Source organism: Bradyrhizobium oligotrophicum (assembly GCF_051168495.1).
GTDB classification, from domain to species: Bacteria; Pseudomonadota; Alphaproteobacteria; order Rhizobiales; family Xanthobacteraceae; genus Bradyrhizobium; species Bradyrhizobium oligotrophicum_A.
The window spans coordinates 72,294-86,030 of record NZ_JBNPVB010000002.1; the positions used below are offsets into that span (position 1 = coordinate 72,294).

11 protein-coding genes are annotated in these 13,737 nt (G+C 63.9%); 1 reads left to right on the plus strand and 10 read right to left on the minus strand.

All coding sequences use genetic code 11. The features are described from left to right. Positions 1-121: 121 nt before the first annotated feature. The 6 genes from ACQR1B_RS03890 to ACQR1B_RS03915 form a co-directional block, all read right to left on the minus strand. On the minus strand, positions 122-1,618 hold the full coding sequence (locus tag ACQR1B_RS03890; protein WP_434834164.1) for a sugar ABC transporter ATP-binding protein: 1,497 nt from the start codon (positions 1,616-1,618) through the stop codon (positions 122-124). Further along, the gene (locus tag ACQR1B_RS03895; RefSeq protein ID WP_434834163.1) at positions 1,615-2,709 is read right to left on the minus strand and encodes a hypothetical protein; all 1,095 of its coding nucleotides are present in this window, start codon (positions 2,707-2,709) and stop codon (positions 1,615-1,617) included. Before ACQR1B_RS03895 ends, ACQR1B_RS03890 begins: the two co-directional genes overlap by 4 nt. Beyond that, complete coding sequence (locus ACQR1B_RS03900) at positions 2,706-4,823, minus strand: ABC transporter permease (RefSeq protein WP_434834162.1); 2,118 nt, start codon at positions 4,821-4,823, stop codon at positions 2,706-2,708. The genes ACQR1B_RS03895 and ACQR1B_RS03900 overlap by 4 nt, the downstream gene beginning before the upstream one ends. Before the next feature lie 79 nt (positions 4,824-4,902). Continuing rightward, complete coding sequence (locus ACQR1B_RS03905) at positions 4,903-5,913, minus strand: sugar ABC transporter substrate-binding protein (RefSeq protein ID WP_434834249.1); 1,011 nt, start codon at positions 5,911-5,913, stop codon at positions 4,903-4,905. 43 nt (positions 5,914-5,956) lie between these two features. Then, entirely contained in the window at positions 5,957-6,928 is a 972-nt protein-coding gene (locus ACQR1B_RS03910) for an ABC transporter permease (RefSeq protein WP_434834161.1), read from the minus strand. 22 nt (positions 6,929-6,950) lie between these two features. After that, positions 6,951-8,828 carry an AMP-binding protein gene (locus ACQR1B_RS03915; protein ID WP_434834160.1) on the minus strand — a complete coding sequence of 626 codons (1,878 nt, stop codon included), beginning with the start codon at positions 8,826-8,828 and terminating at the stop codon, positions 6,951-6,953. Positions 8,829-9,082: 254 nt separating this feature from the next. Between ACQR1B_RS03915 and ACQR1B_RS03920 the strand changes: the two genes are divergently transcribed. Beyond that, positions 9,083-10,027 (plus strand): helix-turn-helix domain-containing protein, encoded by a 945-nt coding sequence (locus ACQR1B_RS03920; protein WP_434834159.1) that lies wholly within the window; start codon positions 9,083-9,085, stop codon positions 10,025-10,027. A 4-nt stretch (positions 10,028-10,031) separates the two neighbouring features. Here the strand turns inward: ACQR1B_RS03920 and ACQR1B_RS03925 are convergent, their stop codons facing one another. From ACQR1B_RS03925 to ACQR1B_RS03940, 4 genes are read right to left on the minus strand one after another with little or no spacing between them, the layout of a single operon-like run. Next, on the minus strand, positions 10,032-10,727 hold the full coding sequence (locus ACQR1B_RS03925; protein ID WP_434834158.1) for an ABC transporter ATP-binding protein: 696 nt from the start codon (positions 10,725-10,727) through the stop codon (positions 10,032-10,034). Beyond that, complete coding sequence (locus tag ACQR1B_RS03930) at positions 10,727-11,476, minus strand: ABC transporter ATP-binding protein (protein ID WP_434834157.1); 750 nt, start codon at positions 11,474-11,476, stop codon at positions 10,727-10,729. Before ACQR1B_RS03930 ends, ACQR1B_RS03925 begins: the two co-directional genes overlap by 1 nt. After that, on the minus strand, positions 11,473-12,771 hold the full coding sequence (locus ACQR1B_RS03935; RefSeq protein WP_434834156.1) for a branched-chain amino acid ABC transporter permease: 1,299 nt from the start codon (positions 12,769-12,771) through the stop codon (positions 11,473-11,475). The genes ACQR1B_RS03930 and ACQR1B_RS03935 overlap by 4 nt, the downstream gene beginning before the upstream one ends. Continuing rightward, positions 12,768-13,715 carry a branched-chain amino acid ABC transporter permease gene (locus ACQR1B_RS03940; RefSeq protein WP_434834155.1) on the minus strand — a complete coding sequence of 316 codons (948 nt, stop codon included), beginning with the start codon at positions 13,713-13,715 and terminating at the stop codon, positions 12,768-12,770. Before ACQR1B_RS03940 ends, ACQR1B_RS03935 begins: the two co-directional genes overlap by 4 nt. Positions 13,716-13,737 lie beyond the last annotated feature (22 nt).

Sequence of the window (13,737 nt, forward strand, 5' to 3'; positions counted from 1 at the left end):
CGGATTTGGTGGGCCGTCGGTTATCGCGCTCTCGATCCCGACCGACCTTGGCGAGTGCGCCGTCGGCACCACGTCTCGTTATTGCAGGTTCGAACAGCCACCTGACGTTGCCCGCGCGCTTTCAGTGGATGGCGGCGTACATGATCTTCTCTTCGGTCGCTTCGAGCGCGGAGAATTCCTCGACGACCTTGCCCTGCCGCGACACCAGAATCCGATCGGACAGGGCCATGATTTCCGGCAGGTAGGATGATATCACGACCACGGCCCTGCCTTCATCGGCGAGCCTGTTGATCAACTCATGAATTTCAACGATGGCTCCGACGTCGACCCCGCGCGTCGGCTCGTCGAAGATGATCAGCTCCGGGTCCTGAATCAGGGATTTGGCGATGACGACCTTCTGCTGATTTCCGCCGGACAGCTCGACGACCTTGACCTCGTCGCCGATGGCGCGAACCTTGAGCCGCTCGATCCAGGTCTTGCCGACCTCATTCCGCTCCCGTCGCGACAACCAGGCGCGCCCCGAGGGAAACTTGGCGAGCAGGCCCAGATATATATTGCGCACGATCGAGGCCGTTTCGAAAAATCCCTCCATCTTGCGATCTTCGGTCACGTAGGCGATGCCGGCCCTCACGGCCGGCGCCGGCACGCGATAGCGTACGGGCTTGTCGTTGAGCAGAATTTCGCCGCCGTGAAAGAAATCGCGCTTCAACACGCCCGAGACGATCTTGAACGTCTCGGTACGGCCCGAACCGACAAGTCCGAACACGCCCGTGATCTGGCCCGCGAAGACCGACAGGGAGTTGTTCCTGACCATCGGCGCCATCTTGAGATTCTGTACCGTCAGCACGCGCTTGCCTGCCGGACGCACTCTCTCCTTGCGCACACCATAGAGCGTATTCGAGAGATCCCGTCCGACCATGGCCTGAACGATGCGCGCACGATCGAACGCCGATGCGTCGTCGGTCACGACGTGCTTTCCGTCACGCAGGACCGTGATGCGATCGGCCAGCAGCAGCGCCTCTTCGAGCGCATGCGAGATGAAGACGATCGACACACCGCGCTTCTTCAGATCCCGCATGAGGTCGAAGAAGTACTTCTTCTCCTCGGGCGTGAGCGTGGCGGTGGGTTCGTCGAAGATGATGACCTTGGCCTTATGCAATACGGCGCGCGCGATCTCGACCATCTGCTTCTTGGCCGCGCCGAGGCCGCCGACGGTGGCCGTCGGTGCCACGTCGAAATTGAGCGACTGGAGGAACTGCTGAGCGGCGATGTAGATGCCGCGCAGCCGGTTGTAGAATCTCTCCTGGCCCAGAAAGAGATTCTGCGCCACCGTCATGGTCGGCACCAGGCTGTTCTCCTGAAACACCATCGCGATGCCGAGATGCCGCGCTTCCAGTGGCGTCCTGGGAGACACCGCGACGCCGTCGACCGTCATTGCTCCCGAGGTCAAGGCCACGACCCCCGCCATGACCTTCGTCAGCGTCGACTTGCCCGCGCCATTTTCGCCGACCAACGCGTGGATTTCGCCACGGCGAAGTTCGAAATCGACCCCCTCGATCGCCGGCACACCGGCATAGAGCTTGGTTGCCTTCGCCAGAGACAGGATGACCTCGCTCATGGACGGACCTCCTGGCCGAGGTTTGCAAGCGGCAGCCTGAGCACCCTGCCCGGCCCTTTCGCGATCATCACGAGATCGCCGCCGAACTCGACCGCGGCGCTGATGCCGTGATTGACGCCATCAGCGCGACTATGCAGCGAATAGCGCGGCAGCCCGTCGGCACCAAGGCGGATGACGAGTCCGTACGACCGCGGCGGAGCCCATGGCTTCATGATCCCCATGGTCTTGATGTGCGCTCCCTGCAGCGGCTCCTTGAACGACTGGCCGGACCTCAGCCGTGGCGCCACCCAATAGTCGGGCTCGATCTCAGCGATCATGCGGCGCCGGTAGGCCGGTTCGCGCAGCACGAACTCGACCAATTGCGTGCGGGCGACGAAGGCCGTCAGCCAGAAGCCGCCGCCGTGCGCCGGTGCAAGCCGGGAGGGATAGACCGGCAGGTGGCCGAGCACGACATTGCGCGTGCCGTCGGGTACAATCGAGACCAGGCGGTGCCGCCAGCTCTCGCTGACGAGCACGTCATTGCCGTTTGCGACGGCGCCGAAGGCGTAGCGAAGCCCGCCGGCAAGCTGCTGCGTCGCCTGCGTCCTCGGATCGAGCCGGACAACACGGCCGGTATCACCGAGCTCCATCAGGTCGCGCGCCCAATCGCCGACCTCGTACAAAGACGAACCGTCGGTTGCGATCAGGGTGCCGTCGCCTGCGGGCGCAAGCGCGTTGACGGCGCGCAACTCACCCGTGAAGGTCGCGACCGGCGTCTTGGCGATGACGTCGCCATAGACATGAACCTCAGTGCCGCCGATCGCAACGGCCAGGCCGCCGGACGGCAGCATCGCGAGCGCAGAGATCGGCCGCGCGAAGCTGCGGATCTCCGCGGCCGCCGATCCGTCCCAACGCAGGAGACGGGCCCCATCGGCGATGAGAAGCGTATGGCCGTCGGACGCAACGTCCTCCGGTGCGTCGCATTCGAACAGCGTCTCCGCCGACTCCAGTATTTGATTGGCTTTCAACGCTCCGTCGAACGACGGCACGGTGATGGTCGCTTCGCCTCGGCCGAGCAGGCGGCCTGCGAATTCACGGATGGCCGCGATCACGACTGCTTCCTCCAGCGCCTGTCGTACTGCACGAAGTCGGGATCGGCGTTCTCCAGCTTGAAGCGCCCGATCCTGTTGTTGGCGATGCCGCCGAGATAGAGATAGCCGCGGTGTTCGCGCATCGAAGTGATCATCGGGTGATTGACGCCCTTGAGGTCCCAGAGGGATTCCAGGATCTGCCCCTGCTCGTTGAACTTGACGACGCATCCGGTGTTGATGTTCGGAAACAGCCATTCGTCGATCGGCACCCGCTTGGCCATGCGCCGCCGGAAGCCCGGCATCTTCCAGGCGAGGTCCAGCGACGGGCTGCGCATGCCGACCAGCGCCAGCCAATAATTGCCGTCCGACGCCAGGTTGATGTTGTCGGGATAGCCCGGCAGGTTGTCCATGACGGTCTCGACCGCGCCTTTCTTCGGGCCAGCGAACCAGTATCGCTTGATCGAGCAGCCGAAGGTCTCCGCGAACAGGATCGACTGACCGTCACTGGCCACCGCGACGCCGTTCGGAAATTTGAGGCCGCGCAGCACGGTGTGGGTCGTTCCGCTCTTCGTGTCGTAGCAGATGATGCGCCCGTTGCCGCGGGCCTCCAGCCCGTCGACCGGCCACTCGTCCATCTCGTAGCGGACCGTTGCCTCGGAGAAGAAGATCAGCCCGTCGTCGGTGATGTCGAGGTCGTCGGCGAGCCGCAGACGGCTGTCGTCGTTCACCGAGTACAGGCTGCGATTGGTCTCGTCGGTGGCCTTCTCCACGGTCCCGTCAGGCGTGATGCGATAGAGGCCCATGCCGCCGATGCAGACGTACAGATTGTCCTGGCGGTCGAACGCCATCCCGAGCGGCTGGCCGCCGATATGAGCGAACACCTCCATCCGCTCATAGTCCGGCGGAAAGAACCGGATGATGTCGCCGTGACGGGAGCCGGCATAGAGCACGTCGTTGCGGTCGAGGATGACATCCTCGGGCGCCTCGATGCGTCCGAGCCCGATGAGAGACACGTCGCGCAGCTTGTCGTTCTGCTCGAATGGTCCGCCCTTGCCGATCTCGGTCGGGGGTGGCGGCGGCAGCGCGTGATAGGTCGGTGCGACGTAGACCTTGCTGATGATCCGCGTGCGGTTCTTCTGCCAGCGGATATCGACCATGGCGGCGGCCAGGAGGATCGTCGCGAGCGCCATGCGGTTGACGCCGCCGCGCGCGTTCATCGCGGTCAAGCCATTGGTCATCAGCAGCACGATGAGGACACCGACCAGCGACTTGACGACCGACCCCTTGCCGCCGCCGAGCGTGATCCCGCCGAGGACGGTTGCCGTCAGCACGATCACCTCGAGGCCGACGCCGATATCGCCGCCCACGGTTCCGAGGCGGGCGGCAAAGAACAATGCGCCAATGCTGGTCAGGACGCCGCTCGCGACGTAGCACAGCGCGATGGTCCGCCGCACCGGAATGCCGGAATTGTAGGCCGAGCGGCGCGATCCGCCGATCGCGGTGATGTGCCAGCCCGGCCGCAGCCGGGTCAGGAACACGTGGCCGCCGATGGCAACGAGGACATAGAGCAGCGCCACGCTCGGGATTCCGAGGACATCCCCGCCGCCGATGAAATCCCACGACGGGATATCCGGAAGCGACGACGCGATGGCGTTCGAATAGCGCTGAATCAGCAGATCGAACGCCGAGCGATAGATGATCAGCGTGATCAGCGTGGCGATGAAGGCGCGAAGTCTGAGATACCCGATCAGGATTCCGTTCACTGCGCCAAGCAGCCCGCCGACAATCATCGTCGCGACGACCACGGCCGGCACAGGCCAGTTGAGAACGTCCAGCAGATAGAGCGCGCAGAAATCCGTCAGGGCGAACATCGACCCGACCGAGAGGTCGATGCCGCCGACGATGACCACGAGCCCCATTCCGAGACCGATGAAACCGATCTCTCCGGCCTGGCGCGCGGTGTCGGCGAGACTCGCGGGGGACAGAAAGTGCTCCAGCACCCGGCTCAATGCGAAGCCGACGATCAGGAGCAGAAGCACCGGAACGGCGGTTTCGGTCCACCTCTTGGACAAGATCTCGCCGAGGAGATGGTCGGGCCAGTAGCGATATCGCAGCCTGGTCAATGTCTCGCGCATCTGCCTTCCATGGGTATTGCCAATGCAAAAATCCTGAAGCGCGTCCCGGCCGGGCCGGAACGCGCGCCGTGGAGCGCCGTCATTTCTTGAGATCGGAGAGGTTCCAGCACGACGTCTGGGAGTCTGCGTTCTCCTTGGTGATCGGAATCAGCGTGCTGTATTCGAAGCCCTTGACCGAACCCGCCTTCACCCCCGAGGACAGCAGCCACTTGATCGTCCCGGCCATCTGCGCCGCCTGCGTCGGCACGTCGTAGCTCATGTTCAGATCGAACGAGCCGTTCTTCACCAGCTCGCAGGCGCCCTTGCGCTCTCCGCCGCCCGATGTCGCCAGGAAGACCTTCCCGGTGAGGCCGGCCTCCTTGATCGCCGCGGCCGTGCCGATATCCATGCCGTCCCAGAAGCCGACGATGCCGCACAGGTCGGGATTCTGCTTCAGGACCGTCTGCGTGATGGCCTTGGCTTTCGCCGCATCCCAATCGGCGGCCTGGCTCGACACCACCTTGATTTCAGGATGCTTGGCAAGAACGTTCTCGACGCCCTTGAGCGTGTAGGCGCTGGCGGCCGCCGACAGCGCCCCCTGGATGATCGCGATCTTGTTCGACTTGCCCTGGCAGGCCTTGACCACGCCCTCGGTCTGGCGTTCGCCGATCTCGATCCAGTTCGCGCCGACGAAGGCCGAGCTGCGATAGGCCGATCCCATGTTGATCTGGATGACGTAGATCCCTTCGTTTTCTGCGCGCTGCAACAGCTTGGCGTAGGTCTGGACGTCGGGATTGTGAATCACCATGACCGCCGGCTTCTCTGAGATCAGCGAGGTGACGGCCTGCGCGCCCGCGTTGGTGTTCCAGTTGGGATCGCGGATCTCGAACTTGACGCCATAGGGTTCGAGCTCCTTCTTCAGGCCCGCGTACCAGCCCTCCGTCAGATCGAAATTCATGGCGACCGGTACATAGGCGACGGTCTTGCCGGCGAGCGCCTCGCGAAACGTCTTCTGAAAGGGCTCGTCGAGTCCCTGCTGCGCGAGCGCTGGCGCTGCAGCGAGCGTCACCGCCACCAGACTTCCGAGTGCCAAGCTGTGCGTGCGCATCATCATCGTTTTCTCCCGTTTTGATGTTTTCATTCTTCGTACTGGACTAGATGTCGCCTTGTTGGGCCGTTTCTTCGTTACGCGGATTCAAGATCGTATCGGTGATCACCGCGATCAGCAGGACGACACCCTTGATCAGGTTCTGCCCGGCATACGGGATATCCAGAATCGTCATGCCGTTCAGCATGGTCCCGATCAGCAGCGTGCCGATGATGACGTTCACGACGCCGCCGCGGCCGCCGGACAATCCGATGCCACCGAGCACGACGACGAGGATCACGTCATAGATCATGGTCGAGTTGAAGATCCGGGTCGGCATGGAGTTGACGGATGCCGCCATCACGAGACCGGCAAAGCAGCCGATCAGGGCGGCAAGCACATATTGCAGCACGACGATCGGCCGCGAGGGCATGCCGGTCACCCGTGCGGCGAACGGATTGTCGCCGACTGCATAGATGAAGGCTCCCCAACGGGTCTGACGCAGCAGCACGAACACCGCGACCGCGGCGATCGCAAACATCACGATCGAGGTCGGAATGCCGAGGATGCTGCCCTGCCCGAGCCGCTCGAATCCCGCCATGCCGTCGCTCCATTGGACGACGTCGAGTTGGAACAGGGCCGCCTGCCCTAGACCCGCAACAAACAGCCCGGTCGCGAGCGTCGCAAACAGCGGCGGCACCTCCGCATAGGCGATCAGCCAGCCATTGACGAGACCGATGGCGACCGCCAGAAGGCCGGCGGCGAGCAAGGAGGCCGGCAACGAGTGACCGTTCTGCACCATCTGCAGCACGAGCCCGCCGGGGACCGCGAGGGCGGCGATTAGCGACAGATCGATGCCGCGCCCGATGACGACAACGGCCATCGCCAGGCCCAGAATGCCGAGAACGGCGACGTTCTGCAGCAGCGTGAGCATGTTGTCGGCAGTCAGGAAGCCTTTGAGGAAGATCGAGAAGGCCAGGAAGAGCACCGCGAAGACGGCGAACACGATCTCCTGTTGACCCAGCCGAAAGTGCTTCATTGTCGCTCTCACCAATTCCCGACTATGCCCGCCCGCGTGGCGGTGTCCCTTCAATGCGATAGGTCTGCGGCAACGCCGACAGGCTCTCTGCAAGCCGGCCCAGCGCGACCTCGTCGATCGTTTCGACCGAAACGCAGACGACGGTGTTGAGCTTGTCGTCCTTGCTGACCTGGATGTCTGCCGCGGTTGCAGGACCGAATATCCGATCGACTTCCGTCCTGACCTTCTCCCGAACGGCGAGATCACGAAGTGTCGGCTTGAAGATCTTGCCCACGGCGGTGACCGGAAGCGCCTCCAGCACCACCACGCGCTTCGGGCGCGCGGGGGGCTCGTGGACATTCTGCTCGAGGTACTCGCAGAGCTGCGCCACCTCGATCGTCTGCTGAGGCGATGGCACAACGAAGAGAATCGGCACCTCGCCGGCGTAGGCGTCCGGCATGCCAACGGCAGAGCTCATTTGCACGCCAGGAAATGCATTGGCGACATCTTCGATGGCGGCCGGATCGATATTGTGGCCACTCCGGACAATGAGGTCCTTCTCCCGACCTGTGAGAACCAGCCGCTCGTCCGCGGTGAGGTAGCCGATATCGCCGGTCACGATCCAACCATCGTCGGTCAGGACACCGACATTGTGCGCGGGGTCGACGTACCCGGGGAATACCTGCGGGCCTTTGGCCAGCACCAAGCCGCTCGTGAGCGGAGGACACGCCTTTCTCAGATCCGGGTCATCGAGCGCCACGATCTTCGTTCTCGAGAATGGCGCCCTGAATCCGACGCTGCCCTGAAGCGGCTCGCCGCGGCCCGGGTTGAACGCGATCGCCGCCGCGGTCTCCGTCATCCCGTAGGTCTCGAACAACCTCACTCCCGTCCTGGCCTGGAAACGGTCACCGACCGCCTTCGGGAGCACCGCCCCCCCGGTCAGCGCCATCCGGACCGAGCTGATATCGCAGGACCCGATCGGCACCTCCGCCAAAGCCGCAATGGAGGTCGGCACGCCGCTCACGATCGTCACGCGATGTCGCGCGACGGTGTGCCAATAGTCGCGGATGACCTCCGGGAGTCTCAGACCGTAGGGCGATGGAATGATCACGTGGCCGCCAGCGGCGAGAATCGATAGACCTGCGGTCATGGTGCCGCCGACATGAAACAGCGGAAACCCGTTCAGCGCGATGTCAAACTCGTCGAGGCCGTGAACCTGGGCGAAGCCCCATGCGGCGTGGATCTGGTTGCCATGGGTCAGGCGGACGAGCTTCGGACGTCCGGTCGTTCCTCCCGTGTGGAAGAGCGCGCACACCGACTGCCGATCATTCGAGGGTTCGAAATCGAGCGCATCCCGGTGCTTCGAAGCGGCTTCGTCAAAGCCGGCCATTCGGCCGTTCGCGTCGCAGCCCTCGCCTAGAACGAGGATCTTCCGCAAAGATTTGACCCTCGCGGCGACCTTGTTCGCCTTGTGCCAGAGCGCCGGATCGTCGGCTTCAGAAGGGATCACAAGCAGCGCTGCATTCTGCGCTTCGAGGAGATCGACGATCGCGTCCTCGTTCAGCAGATAGTTGATCGAGCTCGCGACGCCGGCGACCTGGGCGCCGAGCAAGGCCGGAAAGACCTGCGGCAGGCTCGGGCAGAGGAATGCAACGGTCGGTCCATCCGGTCTGATGCCGGACACCCTGAACAAGTTCGCCGCGCGGGATATGTCGACAAGCAATTCACGGTGAGTGAGGCTGACGTCGCGGGATTCGCGAGGGGTCAGAACGGTCAGTGCCTGCCGGTCCGGATGCAATCGGGCGGTCGCCTCGAACAGGTGATGGAGATTTCGAGCAGGGACGAGGGCGTCATATGACAGCCGCTCCAGCGCCGCGATGTCGGCAATGGAGCCGACAGGACGCGTGAACCTCGTCGTCATCGGTGAAGGCAGACCTCCCCCCATTGCTGCATTCCTGGTACGGCAAATCACGCACGCCCACATTGGCATCCGCGACTGCTTCCTCCCGTTTCTGTTGTCTTAGCTTGCCGTCCCGAGTGACGCTTGCGTCGGAGCGCAAAGCTTTTTCATGCCCGCGCAAAGTTGGCTTGCGTAGAGCCGCTGGGCAACTAGAATTGCGGAACGGTCCTTGTGCGATGCAAAATGCAGCTCGGGCTGCACGCGATGGATGACCGATGGAGCTGGTGTTCACGACGGAAAGCCTCGAGCCTTCCAAGCGCTACGCTGCCTGGCAAGGCGCCATCTGCGACGTCTATGTCCATGTCGACGTCGAGGCCGAGCAACGCTCCGACTATCAGGGCTTCATCCGGGAGGCACGATTTGGCGTGCTGACGATGACCGACGTCCTGCTGTCAGAGCAGCGGATATCACGACGGCGGCGGCATATCGCGAGGCTCGACAAGGACTGCTACTACGTCGAATTCGTTCAGCAGGGCAAGGTCAACGTCCTTCAGGCGGGCCAGACGCTGAATACGAATGCGCACATAGGTGCCATCTTCTCCGCGGCCGAAGCCTACGATCTGGAATGCGTCGGGAAGGTCCGATCGCTCTACCTCGAGATCCCGCGCAAGGACTTTTCGCTGCGGTTCAGCGAGAACCGGATTCCGGTCGCGATGACGATCGCGACCGGACGCGGGCTTGGTCGGATCGCCGCCGAATTCTGCGCGACGCTGGCGTCGGAAGCATCGTCGGTCGACGAAGCTGCGAGATCGCGGCTCGGCGACGAGTTGATGGACGTGCTGGCGCTTGCGTTGGACATGGGCGACAAGGACCAGTTTTCCGAGGATGCCACGGCGCGGAAAGCCCGTCTGCGCTCGGTCAAGGCCTGGATCGAGGAACATCTTACCGACCATGATCTTTCGCTCGAGAAGATTGCCAGGAATAACGGGGTCTCGCTCCGGCACTTGCACTATCTGTTTCGGCTCACCGACATGTCGGTGTCGGAGTGGATCCTCGACCGTCGCCTGCAACGCGGGTACGACATGCTGACGCGACCGGCGCAGCGCGCGCTGTCGGTGACCGAGGTCGCCTACCAGCTCGGATTCAGCAGCTCGTCGCATTTCAGCACCGTGTTCCGGCGCAAATTCGGACATAGCCCGTCCGAGCTGCGCCGACGATAGGCCGTCAGACCTCGAGCCACTCCTGCCGCACCGCGGCATTCGCCTTGAGCTGATCGGGCGTACCCTCGAACACCACGCGGCCGTGGCCCATGATGTAGACGCGTTTCGAGATCCGCATCGCGATCGACAGCTTCTGCTCGACGAGCAGAATGGAGACGCCGGCCTGCGCGATACGCGCGATGAGATCCCCCACCTGCTGCACGATCAGCGGCGCCAGACCTTCCGTCGGCTCATCGATCATGATGAGGTCGGGATCGCCCATCAGCGTGCGGCAGGTCGTGAGCATCTGCTTCTCGCCGCCGGACAGCACGCCCGCGGCCGTATCGGCACGCGCGGCGAGATTGGGAAACATGTCGAGCATGTCCTGAAGCCGCCACTTGCCCGGACGGCGCGTGTCCTTGATCCCGAGCAGGAGGTTCTGCCGGACGGTCAGGCTCGGGAAGATGTCGCGATGCTCGGGAACGTAGCCGAGGCCGAGGCGCGCGATCTGGTAGCTCGGCAGACCCGCAATGTCCTTGCCCTTGAAGCGGATGGTGCCTTGCGGATGGACTTCCCCCATGATCGCCTTGACCGTCGTGGAACGGCCGACGCCGTTGCGGCCGAGCAGGCTCACGACCTCGCCGGCCCCGACATCGAGATCGACGCCCTGAAGGATGTGGCTCTTGCCGTAATAGGCGTGAAGATTTCTGACCTCGAGCATCAGTGCGCTTCCTGGCCCAGATAGGCTTCCTTCACCTTCGGGTCGCGCCGAATCTCCTCGGGCGTCCCGGACGCAATGATGTGGCCGTAGACCAGCACCGAGATGCGATCCGCGAGGCCGAACACGACGCTCATGTCGTGCTCGACGATGACGAGCGTGCGGCCCTCGGTCAGCCGCCGGATCAGGGACACCGCGCGCTCGGTCTCGGCATGGCTCATCCCGGCCGTCGGCTCGTCGAGCATGACGACCGTGGCGCCGCTCGCGATGGTGATGCCGATCTCCAGCTCGCGCTGCTCGGCATAGGTCAACAGGCCGGCCGGAACGTCGCGGCGGTGCGTCAGATGGATGTCCTCGAGAATATGCGCGGTGCGCTCGCGCACCTCGGGCAGGCTGTCCACGTTCTTCCAGAACGCGTAGCGGTGCCCGGTCGCCCACAGCACCGCACAACGGACATTCTCCCACACGGTCATGCGGGCGAACACGTTGGTGACCTGGAACGAGCGCGACAGGCCGCGCCGATTGATCTCGAACGGCTGCAGGCCGGAGATCACGTCCCCGTTCAGCCTCACCTCGCCCGAGGTCGGCCTGATGTGACCGCTGATCAGGTTGAAGGTGGTGGACTTGCCGGCGCCGTTCGGACCGATGATGGCATGCCGCTCGCCCTGTGCGACGCTGAGATTGAGGTCGTGGATGATCCCGACATTGCCAAAGCGCTTTTCGACGGCACGGACTTCGATGGCTGCAGTCATGCCCGATCCTCCCGCTCACGCGCGGCGCTGGCGGCGCGATCCCACGCCTCCGCGAGGCGCTGCCACGTCAGTCGCGCGACGAAGAAGCCGCCGACGAGAAGAACCGCAGCCGCGATCCAGGTCACCGGTGATGCGGGATTGAAGGCGATGCCGAACAGGTTGATCGGGTTGCCCTCTCCCCCGGAAGAACGCGCGACCGTCTCGATGGTCAGGATGATGCCGCAGGCGAGCGCCGCGGTCGGCACGATCGCGACGAGATAGGACGGAAGCACGGACCACAACGTTCCGGCGCGCGCCAGCGGCCGGTGCATCATCAGGATTCCGGCGATGCCGCCGGGCGCGAACATCACGATGCCGATGAAGATGATGCCGAAATAGAGCTGCCACACGCTGGTGACGTTGGTCAGTCCGAGCTGCAGATACGTCACCAGGGCCGCGCCGAGGATCGGCCCGAAGAAATAAGCGGTGCCACCGATGAAGGTTGCGAACAGCACGAGGCCGGACTGGATCGCCCCGAGATAGGCGGAATTCGCGATCTCGAAGCTGATCGCAGCCAGGCCGCCGGCGATGCCGGCGAAGAATCCGGCAAAGCAGAACGCGAGGTAGCGGACGACGTGAGGATCATAGCCGATGAACTGCACGCGCTCGGGATTGTCGCGAACGGCATTGCTGATCCGCCCCAGCGGAGTCCGGGTCAGCGCGTACATCGCGATCGCCGAGATCACAAGCCAGAAGGCGATCAGATAATAGACCTGAAGCTGCGGCCCGAACGTCCAGCCGAACATGCGCGGCAAGGCGGTGCGGTCGGTGGTGATGCCGGCCTCCCCGCCGAACACCGAGCGCAGGATCAGCGACGATGACGCCACCAGTTCGCCGATGCCGAGCGAGATCATCGCGAACACGGTGCCGGCGCGCTTGGTCATGACCCAGCCGATGACGATCGCAAAGGCGAGGCCGCCGAGGCCGCCGAACAGCGGAATGAATGGGAGCGGAATCGGCCAGCCGTGGGCGACCACCGCATTCATCATGTGACAGGCCGCGAAGCCGCCGAGGCCGTAGTGAACGGCGTGACCAAACGACAGCAGCCCGGTCTGGCCCAGCAGGATGTTGTACGAGAGCGCGAACACGATCGCGATCCCGATCAGGCTGAAGGACGTCAGCGAGCCGCCGGACGAAAACAGCAGCGGCAGAACGATCAGCACGATGACGCCGACCAGCCAGACGGCGTAGAAGCGCAGTTGGTCGCCTGCGGGCTTCGCCGGGATGCTCGGCGTCGAAGTCGCTGCAGCGGTCATGATTCACGCGTCCCCAACAGCCCGACGGGGCGCACGATCAGAACGACGACCAGCAGCAGATAGGGAATGATCGGCGCGACCTGGGCGACCGAGACGTTCCAGATGTCGCCGAGCACGGACGGCGCCGCCGCCGGGTCGAGCGGACCGAACGCGCTCGCCAGCGAGCCGTTGATCGCGACTGCAAAGGTCTGCACCAGCCCGATGACCAGCGAGGCAATGAACGCCCCAGGCAGGGAGCCGAGGCCGCCGAAGACGATCACCACGAACAGGATCGGCCCGAGCGACGCCGCCATGTCGGACTGCGTCACCAGAGCGGGCCCGGCGATCACGCCGGCAAGACCCGCGAGCGCGCTGCCGACGCCGAACACGGCCATGAACACCCGTCCGACATTGTGACCGAGATGCCCAACCATATGCGGATGGGTCAACGCCGCCTGGACGACGAGGCCGACCCGGGTGCGCCTGAGCACGATCAGCAGCGCCACGAAGATCACGATCGACACCGCCAGCATGAAGATCTTGTAGGCGGGATAATTGGTCGAGAACACGGTGAAGGCCGGAAAGTCGAGCAGCGGCGGCACGCGGTAGTCGACCGGGCTCCGGCCCCAGATCATCGACACGATCTCCTCGATCGCGAACGCGAGGCCGAAGGTCAGCAGCAGCTCGGCGACGTGGCCGTGCCGATGGGTGTTGCGCAGGCCATAGCGCTCGACGGCCATCCCGATCGCGCCCACCAGCAGTGGCGCGAGCAGCAGCGCCGGCCAGAAGCCGATCCGCTTGGTGAGCTGGAAGCCGAAGAAGGCACCGAGCATGTAGAAGCTCGCATGGGCGAAATTGAGCACGCCCATCATGCTGAAAATGACCGTGAGACCGCTCGACAGCAGAAACAGCAGCATGCCGAACAGCACGCCATTCAGGGTCGATATGACAATGAGTTCAAGCACAGCGCACTCGTGAATCGATGGT